Source organism: Dokdonia pacifica (genome assembly GCF_900188275.1).
GTDB lineage: Bacteria > Bacteroidota > Bacteroidia > Flavobacteriales > Flavobacteriaceae > Dokdonia > Dokdonia pacifica.
This window is the reverse complement of the sequence record NZ_FZNY01000002.1, coordinates 347,840-363,149: the sequence shown is the minus strand read 5'-3', so window position 1 is coordinate 363,149 and position 15,310 is coordinate 347,840. Positions and strand designations below refer to the sequence as shown.

General features: G+C 34.2%; 14 protein-coding genes and 1 tRNA gene. 6 read left to right on the top strand and 9 right to left on the bottom strand.

From position 1 onward, the window contains the following. The first annotated feature begins 82 nt into the window (after positions 1-82). The 5 genes from CHB80_RS08890 to CHB80_RS08870 all read left to right on the top strand — a co-directional run bounded on the left by CHB80_RS08890 (position 83) and on the right by CHB80_RS08870 (position 6,434). Positions 83-1,474: a tetratricopeptide repeat protein gene (locus tag CHB80_RS08890; RefSeq protein ID WP_089371093.1), complete on the top strand. Its 1,392-nt coding sequence runs from the start codon at positions 83-85 to the stop codon at positions 1,472-1,474. 77 nt (positions 1,475-1,551) lie between these two features. Beyond that, the gene (locus CHB80_RS08885) at positions 1,552-2,526 is read left to right on the top strand and encodes a DUF368 domain-containing protein (protein WP_089371330.1); all 975 of its coding nucleotides are present in this window, start codon (positions 1,552-1,554) and stop codon (positions 2,524-2,526) included. Then, entirely contained in the window at positions 2,516-3,535 is a 1,020-nt protein-coding gene (locus CHB80_RS08880; protein WP_089371092.1) for a DUF368 domain-containing protein, read from the top strand. The genes CHB80_RS08885 and CHB80_RS08880 overlap by 11 nt, the downstream gene beginning before the upstream one ends. Then, positions 3,528-4,274, top strand: a complete 747-nt coding sequence (locus tag CHB80_RS08875) for a shikimate dehydrogenase family protein (protein WP_089371091.1) — start codon at positions 3,528-3,530, stop codon at positions 4,272-4,274. Before CHB80_RS08880 ends, CHB80_RS08875 begins: the two co-directional genes overlap by 8 nt. A 117-nt stretch (positions 4,275-4,391) precedes the next feature. Then, positions 4,392-6,434, top strand: coding sequence for a DUF349 domain-containing protein (locus CHB80_RS08870; RefSeq protein ID WP_089371090.1), 2,043 nt, complete (start codon positions 4,392-4,394; stop codon positions 6,432-6,434). Positions 6,435-6,567: 133 nt separating this feature from the next. On the opposite strand, the gene CHB80_RS08865 is transcribed toward CHB80_RS08870, so the two are convergent. The 3 genes from CHB80_RS08865 to CHB80_RS08855 all read right to left on the bottom strand — a co-directional run bounded on the left by CHB80_RS08865 (position 6,568) and on the right by CHB80_RS08855 (position 9,022). Next, positions 6,568-6,945, bottom strand: a complete 378-nt coding sequence (locus tag CHB80_RS08865) for a LysM peptidoglycan-binding domain-containing protein (protein WP_179218121.1) — start codon at positions 6,943-6,945, stop codon at positions 6,568-6,570. Positions 6,946-7,121: 176 nt separating this feature from the next. Then, the gene (locus CHB80_RS08860; RefSeq protein WP_089371088.1) at positions 7,122-7,928 is read right to left on the bottom strand and encodes a head GIN domain-containing protein; all 807 of its coding nucleotides are present in this window, start codon (positions 7,926-7,928) and stop codon (positions 7,122-7,124) included. Continuing rightward, positions 7,925-9,022, bottom strand: coding sequence for an acyloxyacyl hydrolase (locus CHB80_RS08855; RefSeq protein WP_089371087.1), 1,098 nt, complete (start codon positions 9,020-9,022; stop codon positions 7,925-7,927). The genes CHB80_RS08860 and CHB80_RS08855 overlap by 4 nt, the downstream gene beginning before the upstream one ends. A 218-nt stretch (positions 9,023-9,240) precedes the next feature. On the opposite strand from CHB80_RS08855, the gene CHB80_RS08850 reads away from it, so the two are divergent. Continuing rightward, positions 9,241-10,632 (top strand): CotH kinase family protein, encoded by a 1,392-nt coding sequence (locus CHB80_RS08850; protein ID WP_179218120.1) that lies wholly within the window; start codon positions 9,241-9,243, stop codon positions 10,630-10,632. A 79-nt stretch (positions 10,633-10,711) separates the two neighbouring features. Here the strand turns inward: CHB80_RS08850 and CHB80_RS08845 are convergent, their stop codons facing one another. The 6 genes from CHB80_RS08845 to dnaN all read right to left on the bottom strand — a co-directional run bounded on the left by CHB80_RS08845 (position 10,712) and on the right by dnaN (position 15,292). Continuing rightward, positions 10,712-11,137, bottom strand: a complete 426-nt coding sequence (locus CHB80_RS08845; protein ID WP_089371085.1) for a VOC family protein — start codon at positions 11,135-11,137, stop codon at positions 10,712-10,714. 82 nt (positions 11,138-11,219) lie between these two features. Beyond that, positions 11,220-11,669, bottom strand: coding sequence for a hypothetical protein (locus tag CHB80_RS08840; protein WP_089371084.1), 450 nt, complete (start codon positions 11,667-11,669; stop codon positions 11,220-11,222). A 154-nt stretch (positions 11,670-11,823) separates the two neighbouring features. Next, complete coding sequence (locus CHB80_RS08835) at positions 11,824-12,438, bottom strand: DMP19 family protein (RefSeq protein WP_089371083.1); 615 nt, start codon at positions 12,436-12,438, stop codon at positions 11,824-11,826. A gap of 352 nt (positions 12,439-12,790) precedes the next feature. After that, a tRNA-His gene (locus CHB80_RS08830) sits at positions 12,791-12,866 on the bottom strand. Positions 12,867-12,975: 109 nt separating this feature from the next. After that, complete coding sequence (locus tag CHB80_RS08825; protein ID WP_089371082.1) at positions 12,976-14,049, bottom strand: M28 family metallopeptidase; 1,074 nt, start codon at positions 14,047-14,049, stop codon at positions 12,976-12,978. A gap of 124 nt (positions 14,050-14,173) precedes the next feature. After that, positions 14,174-15,292, bottom strand: coding sequence for a DNA polymerase III subunit beta (gene dnaN / locus CHB80_RS08820; RefSeq protein WP_089371081.1), 1,119 nt, complete (start codon positions 15,290-15,292; stop codon positions 14,174-14,176). Positions 15,293-15,310: the final 18 nt, after the last annotated feature.

Sequence of the window (15,310 nt, the reverse complement as noted above, 5' to 3'; positions counted from 1 at the left end):
ATTATGTTGACAACTCTTAGTATGAAGAATGGCATTGCACTAAAACATTGTTAAATTTATACTAATACATAAACGAATGTGTATGAACTATAATCCTGAAGAAGAAGAAAATTTTTCCTTGACGCGTTTTGAGTCTATGTTAAAGACCAATAACGTATCGTTTTTTGACTCTGAAGAGTTTGAACGTATCACAAATTATTATATAGAAGAGGGCAAAATAGCTTTGGCTAGAAAGGCCGTAAAGCTTGGGCTAGAACAACACCCAACGTCTATAAACCTTAGATTGTACAAGGCAGAGATTTTTATTTTTGAAAATAAATTTGAAGAGGCAAATGTCATTTTAAATGAACTGTATGAATTAGAGCCTCGAAACGAAGAAATTTATATTCAAAAGGCCAATATATATAGTAAACAAGATAAGCATCAAAAAGCTATTGACTTACTGGAGATGGCTATAGATCTTACACAGGACCCTTCTGATGTATATTCCTTAATAGGAATGGAGTATCTCTTTATAGATGATTTTCAAAATGCGAAGTATAACTTTATGAAGTGTTTGGAAATAGATGATACGGATTATAGTGCGCTTTACAATATTATATACTGTTTTGATTTTTTAGAGCAAAGAGAAGAGGCTATTGACTATCTGAATATGTTTTTGAATAAAAATCCATATTGTGAAGTCGCATGGCATCAAGTAGGAAAACAATATTTTGATTTAAAACAGTATGAAAAAGCACTTTCTGCATTTGATTTTGCAGTGATAAGTGATGATCATTTTATAGGTGCCTATCTAGAAAAAGGGAAAGTTCTTGAAAAATTAGGTAGATATAATGAAGCTTTAGAGAACTATCAAATCACCTTAGAACTTGATGATCCTACTTCTTTTGCATTATTACGCATGGGGAAATGTTATGACCAACTGGGTAATGACGAGTTGGCATTAAAACATTACAAAAGATGTGTGCATGAAGATCCATTATTAGATAATGGATGGATTGCTATTACCGATTACTATACTAAAAGATTAGATTTTCAAAAAGCACTTTATTATATAAATAAAGCGATACATATTGATTCTGAAAATGTGTTGTACTGGAAGCGTTATGCAAAGATTAACCACCGTCTAAAGTTCTATGAAGAGGCAGAGCATGGGTATAGACGCACATTAGAACTAGGGAATTATGAATTAGAGACGTGGTTAACACATGCAGATATACTGTTGTATCTAGAGGAAACGGACGCTGCTATTACTATTCTTTCGCAGGCATTGGAGTTTTATCCTGAAAATGTAGAAATTATGTTTCGTTTATCAGGGTTGAATTACACAAAATGTGATGATATTCAAGGGCGTTTTTTCTTAAAGACAGCTCTTATGATCGATCCTGATTTTTCAATTATTCTAGAAGAGTTATTCCCGTATGCATATGCTAAAAAAGAAGTAAAACAACTTTTAGCCAAATATAACGTCTAGATATCCTGTTATTTTTTCGGTTTCTGTAGGTCTTCTAAATCAAACCTACTATTTTAGCATATACTTAGTATATGCCTATGTCAAAATCTGTTTTTTCGTACGTTATAATTCTTCTTAAAGGAATGGCAATGGGAGCTGCCGATGTAGTCCCAGGTGTTTCAGGAGGGACGATAGCTTTTATTTCTGGTATTTATCAAGAACTTATAGAAACAATAGATACATTAGATTTTGGTGTCATTAAAATGTGGAAGAAAGAAGGGTTTATGAAGATGTTTGTTCATTATAACCTAGGTTTTCTTATCTCATTATTCTTAGGTGTTTTTATAAGTATTTTATCACTAGCCAACTTAATATCTTATTTACTAGAAAATCACCCCGTACTTGTTTGGTCGTTTTTCTTTGGTCTTGTTGTTGCTAGTATTATTTACATAGGAAAACAAATTGAAAAATGGAGTCCTATGATTATTATTACAGCAATCATAGGTGTAGCTGTTGCCTATTATATCACAATAGCAACTCCTGCTCAAGCTCCAGATGCATTGTACTTTTTCTTTTTATCAGGATGTATCGCTATTATAGCAATGATCTTACCGGGAGTTTCTGGATCGTTTATTCTTGTGTTACTAGGATCTTATGGTATTGTATTAGCGTCACTAACAGATTTTATTGATGGAGTTACCTCTGGCAATTGGGAGCTGGTTAAAACCAGTTTTTTGAAAGTATTCCTTTTTATTATTGGGTGTATTTTAGGATTAAAACTTTTTTCAAAAGCTCTGAAATGGATGTTTGCTAATAAGCAAGAGATCACCTTAGCGATATTAACAGGCTTTATGATAGGCTCACTCAATAAAATATGGCCATGGAAAAATGTGCTTTCTACAAGAACGGATAGACATGGAGAGGAAGTGCCTTTATTAGAAGAAAGCGTTTTACCTTCTTCTTTTGAAGGAGAACCATTTGTTCTTTATGCAATTATTTTTGCGATAATAGGTTTTTTAGCGATATTCTTACTTGAACGATTAGCAGTACGAAAAAAAATAAATGCAAACTAAAACAAGAACTCTTACTGATAAAATCTGGCTTGTCCTAAAAGGATTAGCGATGGGAGCAGCCAATAAAGTTCCTGGAGTTTCTGGTGGAGTTGTGGCATTTGTAGCAGGTTTTTATGAGGAGTTTATTACCTCTCTTCAGAAATTTAACGGGAAAGCGTTACGTCTTCTTCTTAATGGACGCTTTAAAAGTTTCTGGGCATACATTAATGGTAAATTTTTAGGATTACTTATTCTTGGGATGCTTATCAGCTACTTTAGCGTTTCGTTGCTTTTGGATATAGCGTTGCAACACTATCCCTTACTTGTTTGGAGTGCCTTTTTTGGAATGATTATAGGCTCTATTTATTATATCGGAAAGGATTTTGAAAATTGGAGCAGACAAATGGTTTTGTTTACAATTCTTGGAGTTATTGGAGGTGTAAGTATTAGCCTTCTAGAACCAGCACAAGAGAATGATCACTTATTATTCGTTTTCTTTTGTGGCATTATTGGTGTTTCAGGGATGACACTGCCAGGTTTGTCTGGATCTTTTATATTGATTTTGTTTGGGAACTACGTATTACTACTAGTCGATTCTGTTAATGCATTATACACAACATTATTAGATATTATTACTCTTGATTTTAGTTTTACAGATGACCCTGACCAGATGCGATTATTAAAAGTACTACTCGTATTTGCCGCAGGCTCACTTACAGGGTTAGTAACATTATCTCACTTTTTAGGATATTTACTTAAGAAATTTAAGAATAATACAAATGCTGTTATTTTAGGGTTTATTGCTGGTTCCTTGGGAGTTGTTTGGCCATGGAAGAAGGAAATATATAAAATTGTAGATGGAGAGATACTGTTAGATATCAATGGAAATCCTATTTTGGATAATTATAATCGTTTTCTTCCATCAGAAATTACTTTAGAAAATACCTTAGCAATTTTCTTTATCGGGATAGGAATATTACTTGTTGTAGCATTAGGTAAATACGGAGATAAAACGAGAGTACATGGTTAATTATGGGCTTATAGGTAAAGATATTTCTTATTCTTTCTCTAGACATTACTTTGCTTCTAAATTTGAGAGAGAACACATAAGGAATACGAGTTATGCTAATTTTGATTGTCAAACATTAGAAGAGGTTAAAGAATATCTTTCTAATGAGACTATTAGTGGTTTTAATGTAACAATCCCTTATAAAGAAGCTGTCATACCCTATTTAGATCATTTAGATACAGATGCTCAAAACATAGGCGCTGTAAACACAATAAAACGTAATGACTCCGGAGAATTAATCGGGTATAATACGGATCATATTGGATTTAAACAATCACTCCTTGAACATTGTAATCACCTATTCTTAAATACTTCTGTTACTATAAAAGCATTAATCCTCGGTACTGGAGGAGCTTCGAAGGGAGTGATGTATGCTTTAGATCAATTAGGGGTACATTGTACGTACGTCTCTAGAAGGCCATCAGAGAATACGCTATCTTATAATGAGTTATCAGCATCAGTTATGCAAGAAAATACGCTTATTGTAAATTGCACCCCATTGGGTACTTCCCCAAATATAGAAGCTTTTCCTGATATTCCTTATCATCACTTGGATGGATCTCATGTTCTTTTTGATTTGATTTACAATCCAGAAAAAACACGTTTTTTGGAAAAAGGAGAACAGCAAGGAGCGACAATCATTTCAGGACTACGTATGTTGGAATTGCAAGCAGAAGCTGCTTGGGAAATTTGGCAATAATAATACGATTTTCTTGTTTTTTAACAGATAATCCTATAATCCTTATGGGATATTATAATTATAAGAGCGGGATTAGTATCTTTAGCTCTTTAAAGATGAACCTTAACATTGAAACAAATGTCAGAAGAAAAACAATCTCAAGAAACCGAAGGAAAAATTAATGATGCTGAATCAGTAGAGGAAACAACCCCTCAGCCTGAAAGAGGTCTAGAAGAAGAAATTGAAGCACTAGCTGCCGAAGCAGAAGCCACAGAGCTACCAACAGAAGAAACTGTTGAATCAGAAATTGATGAAACTGAAGCAGAAGTTGAAGCGGATGTTGAAGCTGAAGTCACTGAAGAGGCAAAAGAAGTTGTGAAAGAAGAAGCCGTTGTAGAAGAAGTTTCTAGTAAAGAGATTGCAGTTGAGCCTAAAGAAATTCCTAAGAAAGACTATCCTTCTTTATCTAAAGAAGAATTACTAGAGGAATTTAAGACATTACTCGATAATGAAAAAGTACATCTTATAAAAGATCATGTAGATGGTATTAAAAGTGCTATAGATGCAAAATTTAATGAAGAGCAAGAAACGGCGAAAGCAGCATTTATAGAAGAAGGAGGTAATGTAATTGACTTCAGATATTTCTCTCCACTTAAAAAGGACTTTAATGAGACGTATTATACGTATCGTCATAAGCGTGCTAATCATTACCAGAATAAACAAAAAGATCAAAAAGCAAACCTAGAGTATAGACAACAGCTTATAGAAGAGGTAAAACAGCTTAGAGAAGAACTAGGCGGTACGGAAAGTATACAATCTACATTTAATAAATTTAAAGACATCCAGGAACGTTGGCACAATGCAGGTAATATTCCTAGAGATCGCTATAACCTAGTTTGGAATAACTACTATCATCATATTGATAATTTTTATGAGTTATTACATTTAAATAGGGAGTTTAGAGATAAACACTTTCAAGATAACTTAGCAAAAAAACTACAACTTATAGAACGTGCAGAGGAACTAGCTTCTGAACCAAAAATAAGTAAAGCCTTCAAAGAACTCCAGCTTTTACACCGTATGTGGAAAGAAGAGATAGGACCAGTTGCTAAAGAGTATAGTGATGAAATTTGGGATAAGTTTAGTGCAGCTACAAAGAAAATACACGATGCTAGAGATGCTCAACAAAAGGAAGTAGAGGCTTCTTGGGGTAAAAACCTAGAGGTTAAGCGTGAGATTATAGAAAAATTAGATGCTATCAAATCTCAAGATGTGGTTTCTCATCAAGATGTACAGTCAAAAGTAAAAGAAGTAGAAGCCTTAAGAGAAGCATTCTTTAAATCAGGGCGCGTACCTAATGATGTAAATGAAGAGGTTTGGTCTAGTTTTAAAGGAGTGGTTAGAGAGTTTAATCATAAAAAGAACTTATTCTATAAATCCCAAAAGAAACAACAGTTTGAAAACTTACATAAGAAATTAGAACTGATCAAAATTGCAGAAGATAATAAGGATAATGAAGATTTCTCTGCAACTATTGAAGTTATGAAGAAGGTACAGGCCGATTGGAAGAAGATTGGACATGTACCAAGAAAAGATAGCGATAAGATCTGGAAGCAGTTTAAAAACGCCTGTAATCACTTCTTTGATCGTTTGCATGATTCAAAGAAGAAAGCAAATGCAGGAGAAGAAGAAGCCTATGTTAAAAAAGAAGCTTTGTTAGAAACGGTTAAAGGACTTAAGCTTGAAGGATCCCATCAAGAGAATTTGACATTGATAAAAGAACATATTTCAAGTTGGAAAGCTATAGGAAGAGTGCCGTATGGAAAACGAAAAATAGATGAGCTTTTTAATAAAGAATTAGACAATCTTTTTGGTCAATTGGATATTGATAAAAAAGAGTCTGAAATGATTCGATATGAAAATCGCATGCAATCTATGGTAGGGGAGAATGATACAAGAGCGTTAGAAAAAGAACAATTTTTCATCTCCAAAAAAGTGCAAGAGATTAAAGCAGAAATTAATCAATTAGAAAATAACTTAGGATTTTTTCAGCATGTTGCAGATGATAATCCACTAGTAAAAGAAGTGCATAAAAACATTAATAAACATAAAGAATCATTAGCTGTCTGGGTGGCAAAACTTAAGAAAGTAAGGCAAATGATTACGGACGCTTCAAATTAAACTTATAGTTTATAAAAATGTATTTAAGTATCTGGAAAATAATTATTTAGATATTTATTTTAGATAAGACTAAAAATAAAAAAACCTCCAATTAGGAGGTTTTTTTATTTCTAAAAAGTTTGAATTTTTTAGATTATAAATTTGGAATAATTAATTCTTGATCTGGATGAATCACATCTGGATTTTTAAGAATATCAGTATTTGCTTCAAAGATTTTTGTATACTTCATTGCATCACCATAATAGTGTTTTGCGATCTTTCCTAATGTATCTCCACTTGCTACTGTATGACGTGCATAAACAGATGTGTCTTCTACTTTAATATCTGCTACAATATCAGTTGGATTTTCTCCACCTGCTTCTTTTATAGCATCCCATAATTGGTTTTTATGATATTGATTTACTGCAGTACCATTTACGTGTAAAACTCCATTCTCTTCTTTTACATCACCATCCTTTACGCCTAACTTTTCTCCTAAATCAAGAACTCCTTGATATTTTGCTTTTACCATGATTGTTTGAATTTTAAATGTTAATCACGTAAATATACAAATACGTGCTATAAATTAACAGTATTATGGGGAGGGAATAACAGGTTTTATCGGTAAAAAGTAATTTTATCACGCCATATAGCAATCTTTTCTTAGAAGATGATAGGCAAATGACACTATTTATCTAATAGATTAGATCACTCTTCAAATAATAATCTTCCAGTAAATAGCTCTAGTACATCAACGATAGGAGGTTCATTTCTTGAAATAACATCTCCAGTAGCTCTGATTTCTCCAGTGATACTTGCTTGAGGATTTACAATCATAGGGGCAGCTCCCACGTGTCTCACTATTACATCTTGCGCTATAAGATCTTCTCCATATAATTTTGGGAATTCGTCAGAGAAGTTAACATTTAAAATATCAGTAGTTCCTGAGAGGTGAAAATCGCTCATTCCATTGGCAACAACTGTGATTCTTTCTGATTCAAAATCTAAAAAGAAATCCCCTGTTTTATTTGGACTATCTATCCCTGGTGTGGTCACACTTTCTAGAAGTACTCTAGGAAAAGAGAGTGTTCCATTACTTGTGATCTCATAGGTGGCGCTGTTTTTTATAAAGGTCAGGTTGGGCACTGTAATACGTACAAGTGTCCGTCCAAAGTTTCTAAATATGGGACATCCATTCTTATTTTGCATAATAAAGGTGTCATCTTCTACTTTAAAAACAAGATCATTAAATAGGTTTTCTCTGGTTTCTACCGTGATGCTTTGCGTATCTCCTTGCGTAATCTCAAGACGCATATCATTTTCTGTACGCACTTTATCAAAAAATGGTAATTCTAAGGTGCGCGTTATAGCGTCACCATCTGTTTGTAAGCAATCGGTAGCATCTTCAGAGTCACAACTATAGAAAAGTGTTGCTATAAGTAGTGAAAATAGGGTTATACGCTTTCGCGAAAGCGTACCCAACATCCATCTATGTAAGTTTATAATATAGTTCATAATCGATATCCTATTCCAAATTCTACAGCTTCTGCTTTAGAGCCGTGTGCTTTTACGGTAACTGCTCCAAAGAAGTGATCCCCAAAATAACGTTTCAATCCTATGCGTTCATAAATACGCCCTTCAAAATCATATGGATAGTATACATAGTATCCTAATTGACTCACAAATGCAACACGACCAAAACGGAGTTCGTGTCCTATAAAAAGCCCAACACGTCGCCAATCTTCATCTCCTTGTGTGCCAAATTGCGGAAAAGCAACGGCCTCAAATTCGATTTGTTCTTTTAAAAAACGCGCAAAAAATACATCTATACCAGCTTGTAGCGTGCTTTTGTAGGAAATACGTTTATCCACAAAAGCAGAGGCAATAAAGAACGGATGTTGTCCAAGCCCCAATCTATCACTCTCATTGGCACCACCTCGTAATACAAAATTATATCGAATAGGCTCAGTATATTTCTTATTCTCTAAAGCGATGTATGGCGGTATTCCTTGATCTTTTGGTACGTATGTCAATCCTATATTTGCAGCAATAGTATTAAGGCTAGTATTTGGGGCTCGTGCATTTCCATTTGAATAATGGGTGAGTGTAAGACCACCCTGTACATGAATCTGGTTGGTGAGTTGTTGCTTGTAATTGAGTAGGAGGTAGGTGGCGCTTAAAAGATGTGTGCCAAAAGCATTGTTCTTTTTATTCGTATCAATATCAAACGGATTGGTATTATAAGCAATTCCTTGTCCTATTCTGAATTGGAGCTTTCTGTTTAAAAAATAAAAGGAATAATGACCAAAAAGACTATAGTTCTTTCCGACAAATTCATTTCCAAAATCCTGATACATAAATGAAAACCCCCAATCTGGATAGTTATATCTACGTTCCCATTCGTTCAAGCCATAGGTTTTGCGATTATAGCTTAGAAGAAGCCCTTTAGGATGCTCAGTAATAAGATGTGCTATGTCTTTACTATGCTCAATGAGATTGCCATAAAAGTACTGTACATCTACATCAAATGGTTTGTTGGTAGATTCTTGAGCTTGTATACAAATACTGCTGCCTATGATCAACAACAGGGGAAGTACTCTTTTGAGCATAAAACGTGTTTATAAAAAGCGAAAATATAAAAATAGAAAGGTTTTTTAAGGATTGTGTTTAAATTATGATAGCTATCTCATATATGTCATTGTTTGTTGCTAAAAAAACAATACTATATCTTGCGCACCTAACCAATCTTATTTTCTGCATGCTCTATAGTGTAAAGCGTATTATATCAAATAGTTGTAAGCTGTGTTGCTTTGTGCTGCTTTGTTGTATGTTTTCGGTAAGAACAAGCTATGCACAATCTGAGATGCCAACCATGGCTATTGATGATTCGTTATCAATAGCGGTGATACATGCTAGTCTACTCAAAGATATGCGTGGTACTGTGACGATTGCCTATAAAAATAAGCCCTACACACTTGAGTTGTTCAAAGGGGAAGCAACGACATCAGATGTATACCGACTTACGGATGCAGGAGGAAAAGCGTATGCCGTATATGTGGCAAAGCATCCGTTGTTTCAGTTTTACATTGACAAACCTATTATCAATGAGCCAAAACGCATGGCAACACTTACATATACTGATAAAGATACTATCCTACAAACCTATGCAGGTATTGAGTTACGCGGTAGTAGTTCGTTGATATTTCCTAAAAAAACGTATGATATTAATTTACATCCTTCGGCAGATGGGGTGTCTAATCAAGATCTCAAAATAGATAGGATGCGTAGTGATGATGATTGGATTCTAGATGCGATTCATAACGAACCGCTTAGAATGCGATCACATCTGTCTTATCAGTTATGGACAGAGATATACAGGCCTTATTATCTTCAAGAAGAACCTAAAGCCAAAGCAGGAGTTACCACCCGTTATTGTGAGGTATTTATCAATGATCGGTATAAAGGGGTGTATCTAGTAAGCGAACAGGTAGACCGCAAACTATTGAAGCTTAAAAAACAAAAAGGAGATACCACACGCGGAGAGCTTTTTCAAGGGGCTCGTTATTTAGGCGCCTCGTCTTTTGACTCCATACCTCAAAAAAAGAATTATCTGCTGTCTTGGGGAGGTTATGACATTAAATACCCCGTTCCAACTAATACACCATGGGATAACCTCTATGCATTTACCGATTTTGTATTGCATAGTGATGATACCGCTTTCGCGAAAGAAATCTCCTCACGATTCCAAATGGAGAATGTGATTGACTATTTTTTATTCATCAATGCCTTACGTGCACCTGATAATATGGGAAAGAATATTTATGTAGCACGTTATAAAGAAGATGAACCGTATTTCTATGTTCCTTGGGATCTTGATGGAACTTTCGGTACCATCTATAGTGGAAAACGAATAGCTACTACAGATGATTTCTTAACTAATGGACTTCTAAGGCGTTTGATTGCTGTAAATCCAGATAACTTTATACAGCGTTTCCAAAATCGCTGGATCGAACTTAGAAAAGGCATTTTTGAAACCAAGGCATTACAACAAAGGCAATCAGAAATCTATGCATCGCTTAAAGATAATTTACTCTATGAGCGCGAAGAGCAACGATGGTCCACATTTGCCTATGATCAAGAAGGATTGGAATATATGCAAACTTGGACAGAAAAACGCTTGTTGTTTCTGGATGGATTTATTAAGAAAATGGGGGAGTAGAGAGTGGTAAGTAATGTATTATGTACGACTTGTTGCAATGTTAACGACTGATTTTCTCTTTATGTATGAGTGATGTACGCTAATTTTCTGATGCTAATGTTATTTTCCAGTTGATGCCAAATGCATCGATACACTGACCATAGTACGCACCCCAGAATGTCAAACCTACGGGTACTATTATTTGTCCGTTTTGAGAAAGCTCACCGAATAGTCGGTCAACTTCTTCTTTGCTATCGGTATGAATGATAAGTGTAAAGGTTTTGTACTGCACAGTTTCTTTATAAGCTAATGAGTTATCTGAACCATTTAGCATTGTTTCTTTGCTTAGAGGTAAGGTAACATGCATGATTTTTTCATCAGACTCTTGAAAAATAGTTCTTTTTGGTTTTGGCACGTCTTTGTATTTGCTAATATGGCTGATCTCTTTGCGAAAAACGGATGCATAAAAAGTAAATGCTTCTTCACAATTTCCGTCAAAGTAGATGTATGGATTTATTGTTATCATAAATATTTAGTTTAAGACTATTTATTCTTGTGAACAGAAGGCATGTCAATTGAAGTCCAGACTTCATTCACTATAAACGCAGTCATTTCTTTCCACTTATTTTATTTATCAGGCCGCCTCCTAAAAAATCGTAAAAAATTCCTTTTGAATAATCTCTTGAATGTAAATATTCTTCAAAACTACCTTCACTTTCTTTTCCGTTACTCAAATAATAACCAACAAAATGACTAGGTCCGAATTCGAATCCGTTTTTCTCAATTTTACAAGTATAGAAATTCATTCCACTATTCTCTGAATAATATTCTCCTTTCCATTTTGCGTCAAAAATTTGACATATCGTCTCTCCAATGTATGCGGTCAATTCAGATTCTAGTTTTGCAGATTCAATCCAATCTTTCGGGTTTTCTTTTTCTAAGATTTTATCTATCTCGTTTTCTAAACTCTCTATGCTAAAATCCAGTGCATAACCTTTCTTAATATACTTTTTACTTACAATTATCGCTGCCTCTTTTGGATTGTCTTCTTTGTGCATTCTTTATTAATTGTGTACGACGTGTTTGTGTATGGTTTGTTAGGATGCTTTAGCTCTAAATTAGTAAATACAAACCGAATAGAAAATTTACGTAGGTTTTTAGGAGTAAGTGAGTGCTAGTGATGAATTATAGTCATTATTATCTATTGTGTTTTTATTCAGTTGTAAATTCTTTTGAGTGTTTACGAATATATTTAATTCGCAAATTGCTAATGCTTTCTGTATTTTCTAATTCGTAAAACTCATCATCAAGTTTATTCAAAGGATTATCTTTATAGGATTCACTAAAGCTTTCCATTGTTCCGTCATCAAATTCAGCCAGTTGTTCTTTATTTTCTGTATAAATTTTATTTGCACGAGAAGTTAATTCTGCATACATCTCTGCTCCAATTGTTTTAAACCCAATTTCAGCCATTTTTGCATACTGTCCGCTCGAATTGAAATAGAACTGATTAAACCCTCCATTATTTACTTCTCCTTCAATTATCCACGTTGACCAAAAACTTTGTTGTCCACTAGTCAGTTTCTGAATATTCGCAAGTTCATTTTTATAATCTCCCCCAATTATTTCGTAAATATTATCGAAAATAGATTGTTCAAGGTCATCATCAGGAATAGAATCCAATAGTTCTTTAGTTAGAACTTTATAGATTTTTCTGTTTTTCCAATCATCTACAGAGTTCAATACTTTTTCTATTTCAAGATCTACTTCAGATTTCTCTTTTTCTTTTTTAAAGCCAAAAAAACTTACTATAGAAGATAGAATCATTATTGTTATTATATTTTGTTTATTTATTGGATGGTTACATTGTGCCTAACACACATACATAGAATTAATCATTATTGTGCGTCTATTACCAAATATAGGGATGTAATTGATAGTCATATACTTGTTATAAAAGACTAGGTTGAATGTAACTTCTATTTACATCCTTACAATTTCTTATAATACCAAGAAAACATGTTGTGGTTATTTTCGCGAAAGCGGAAAAAAGAAAAGTCAAGATTCAAGTAGGAGGAAAGTACATCGGTGATACTAACGCTATTTCAAGCGTAGTCAAGCACTCAGGAAAGTATACTCACAAAAAAAGCCTTTCATTTCTGAAAGGCTTTGCTGTTTTGGGTGAAAGACCGGTCTCGAACCGGCGACCTCCTGAACCACAATCAGGCGCTCTAACCAACTGAGCTACAATCACCATTTTAATTAGCGACTGCAAAGATAAACAATATCATTACAATCGCAATACTATTATAAAAAAAAGCTTCGTAAATTTTACGAAGCTTTTAGTGTATTGTTAGTGCGTTATTATGGTCTTGGCACTGCCTTATCTACTACAGGGCGTTCTTTGCGATTTGCAAGCTCCCAAGCAGTAGCAAAAATAAGGTTTACGCGTCTGTGATAGAGCGGGTAATTGATCTTATCTGGTGTATCTGTTATCTTATGGTAATCTTCATGCACTCCATTAAAATAAAAGATGATAGGTACGTTGTGTTTTGCAAAATTATAATGATCAGAACGGTAATAAAAACGATTTGGTTCGTTTTCTGCATTATATCGGTAATCCAGGTTCATATTGAAATATTTCATATTCACCGCTGCAGAGATGTTGTGAAGATCTGTACTTAATTTATCAGATCCTATAAGATATACATAATCATTATCATTAGGATGCTCAAAATCATTACGACCTATCATGTCAATATTTAAATTTGCGATCGTATTTGCTAGTGGGTATACTGGGTTTTCAGCATAATATTTTGAACCGTAAAGTCCTTTTTCTTCTCCGGTTACGTGTAAAAACAGAATAGAACGCTTAGGTGGATACCCATCTTTGATAGCTTGTTTGAAAGCTTCTGCTATTTCTAATAATGCAATTGTTCCTGATCCATCATCATCAGCTCCATTATATACGTTTCCTTTAGAGTCTACACCAATGTGGTCTAAATGTGCAGAAATCACAAGAACTTCTTCTGGTTTTTCTGATCCTTTGATAAAAGCTAATACATTTTCAGAATCATTTAAGCCACTGTTTCTTCTAAAAAACTCTTTCGGTACTTTCTGGAGGTAATTTCCATCTGGTGTTCCAGAAGGAACGCCAATTTCTTTGTAATAATCGGTTAAGTATTTAACGGCTTTTTTCTGACCAGGCTCTCCTGTATTTCTTCCTTCCATTTCATCACCAGCATACACATAGAGCATTTCCTTAAGTTCTTCTTCTGTAATAGTAGCCATGTACTTAGGAAGTACTTTATCACCATCACCTTCTAGTGAAGTTACATCAATATAAATAGGTTTTTCAGGAGTAGTGACTGTCTTTTTTGATTCTTTGCAAGACATTAGAATAGCACCACAGGCAAGGGCAAGAAATATTTTTTTCATTAAAATCAAATTATTAAAGTAGCTAAAGTACTTAAAATTAATGGGAAAATACGATGAAAAACAACGTACAAAAAAAAGAGCGACTTCCTATGATGAAGTCGCTCTTTAGTAATTAACACTTAATCTAGTTATTGAGCATTACAGGCATTACAAGCATTGTCACGCTTTCTCCTTCGTCTAATCCGTCTATAGGAGTTAAAATACCAGCTCTGTTGGGTAATGACATTTCTAAAGAAACATCATTGGCATTCATATTATTAAGCATTTCTGTTAAGAAACGCGAGTTAAATCCGATTTGCATATCATCCCCTTGGTAATCACAAGTAAGGCGCTCTTCTGCCTTGTTACTGTAATCAATATCTTCTGCAGAGATATTTAGTTCTGCTCCAGCAATTTTTAAACGTATTTGGTGTGTTGTTTTATTTGAGAAAATAGAAACACGACGCACAGAATTTAAAAATTGATTACGATCTATGGTAAGTCTATTTGGGTTTTCTTTAGGTATTACCGCTTCATAGTTAGGATATTTCCCATCAATAAGACGACAAATAAGCTCTACATTGTCAAAAGTATACCTTGCATTAGAATCATTATAAGCTACCGTTACTTCATCATCTGTAGCCCCTAAAATGCTTTTTAGCAAATTAAGCGGTTTTTTAGGCATGATAAACTCAGCTGTTTGAGAAGCCGTTACATCTGTACGGTTATATTTTACGAGTTTGTGAGCATCTGTAGCGACAAAAGTAAGTCCGTCTGTCGCAAATTGAAAAAACACACCACTCATCACTGGGCGTAAATCGTCATTTCCACTAGCAAAAATGGTATTGCTAATAGCAGTGGCAAGAACACCACCAGGAATCTTTACAACACTTGGATCCTCAAGGGATACTGCATTTGGAAATTCAGCACCATCTGCATAAGCAAGTGCATACTTACCGTGATTAGAACTTATCTCTACAGTATTGTTTTCTTCTTGAGTAAAGGTAAGTGGTTGCTCAGGAAATGTTTTTAATGTATCTAAAAGTAACCTTGCTGGCAATGCAATAGTTCCTTGATCTTCAGACTCAACTTCTAGTTTTGACATCATGGTCGTTTCTAGGTCTGACGCAGAAACCGTAAGCGAATTACCATCTAATTCAAATAAGAAATTATCTAATATGGGAAGTGTGTTGCTATTATTGATAACACCACCTAAAACTTGTAATTGTTTAAGTAAGTATGAACTAGAGACTATAAATTTCATAGTAAATGTTGGGTTTGC

What these genes read in the sequence shown, in the direction of transcription:
- CHB80_RS08890 (WP_089371093.1), top strand. Translation starts at nt 83, where the DNA reads ATGAACTATAATCCTGAAGAAGAAGAAAATTTTTCCTTGACGCGTTTT.
- CHB80_RS08885 (WP_089371330.1), top strand. Translation starts at nt 1,552, where the DNA reads ATGTCAAAATCTGTTTTTTCGTACGTTATAATTCTTCTTAAAGGAATG.
- CHB80_RS08880 (WP_089371092.1), top strand. Translation starts at nt 2,516, where the DNA reads ATGCAAACTAAAACAAGAACTCTTACTGATAAAATCTGGCTTGTCCTA.
- CHB80_RS08875 (WP_089371091.1), top strand. Translation starts at nt 3,528, where the DNA reads ATGGTTAATTATGGGCTTATAGGTAAAGATATTTCTTATTCTTTCTCT.
- CHB80_RS08870 (WP_089371090.1), top strand. Translation starts at nt 4,392, where the DNA reads ATGTCAGAAGAAAAACAATCTCAAGAAACCGAAGGAAAAATTAATGAT.
- CHB80_RS08865 (WP_179218121.1), bottom strand. Translation starts at nt 6,945, where the DNA reads ATGGTAAAAGCAAAATATCAAGGAGTTCTTGATTTAGGAGAAAAGTTA.
- CHB80_RS08860 (WP_089371088.1), bottom strand. Translation starts at nt 7,928, where the DNA reads ATGAACTATATTATAAACTTACATAGATGGATGTTGGGTACGCTTTCG.
- CHB80_RS08855 (WP_089371087.1), bottom strand. Translation starts at nt 9,022, where the DNA reads ATGCTCAAAAGAGTACTTCCCCTGTTGTTGATCATAGGCAGCAGTATT.
- CHB80_RS08850 (WP_179218120.1), top strand. Translation starts at nt 9,241, where the DNA reads ATGTTTTCGGTAAGAACAAGCTATGCACAATCTGAGATGCCAACCATG.
- CHB80_RS08845 (WP_089371085.1), bottom strand. Translation starts at nt 11,137, where the DNA reads ATGATAACAATAAATCCATACATCTACTTTGACGGAAATTGTGAAGAA.
- CHB80_RS08840 (WP_089371084.1), bottom strand. Translation starts at nt 11,669, where the DNA reads ATGCACAAAGAAGACAATCCAAAAGAGGCAGCGATAATTGTAAGTAAA.
- CHB80_RS08835 (WP_089371083.1), bottom strand. Translation starts at nt 12,438, where the DNA reads ATGATTCTATCTTCTATAGTAAGTTTTTTTGGCTTTAAAAAAGAAAAA.
- CHB80_RS08825 (WP_089371082.1), bottom strand. Translation starts at nt 14,049, where the DNA reads ATGAAAAAAATATTTCTTGCCCTTGCCTGTGGTGCTATTCTAATGTCT.
- dnaN (WP_089371081.1), bottom strand. Translation starts at nt 15,292, where the DNA reads ATGAAATTTATAGTCTCTAGTTCATACTTACTTAAACAATTACAAGTT.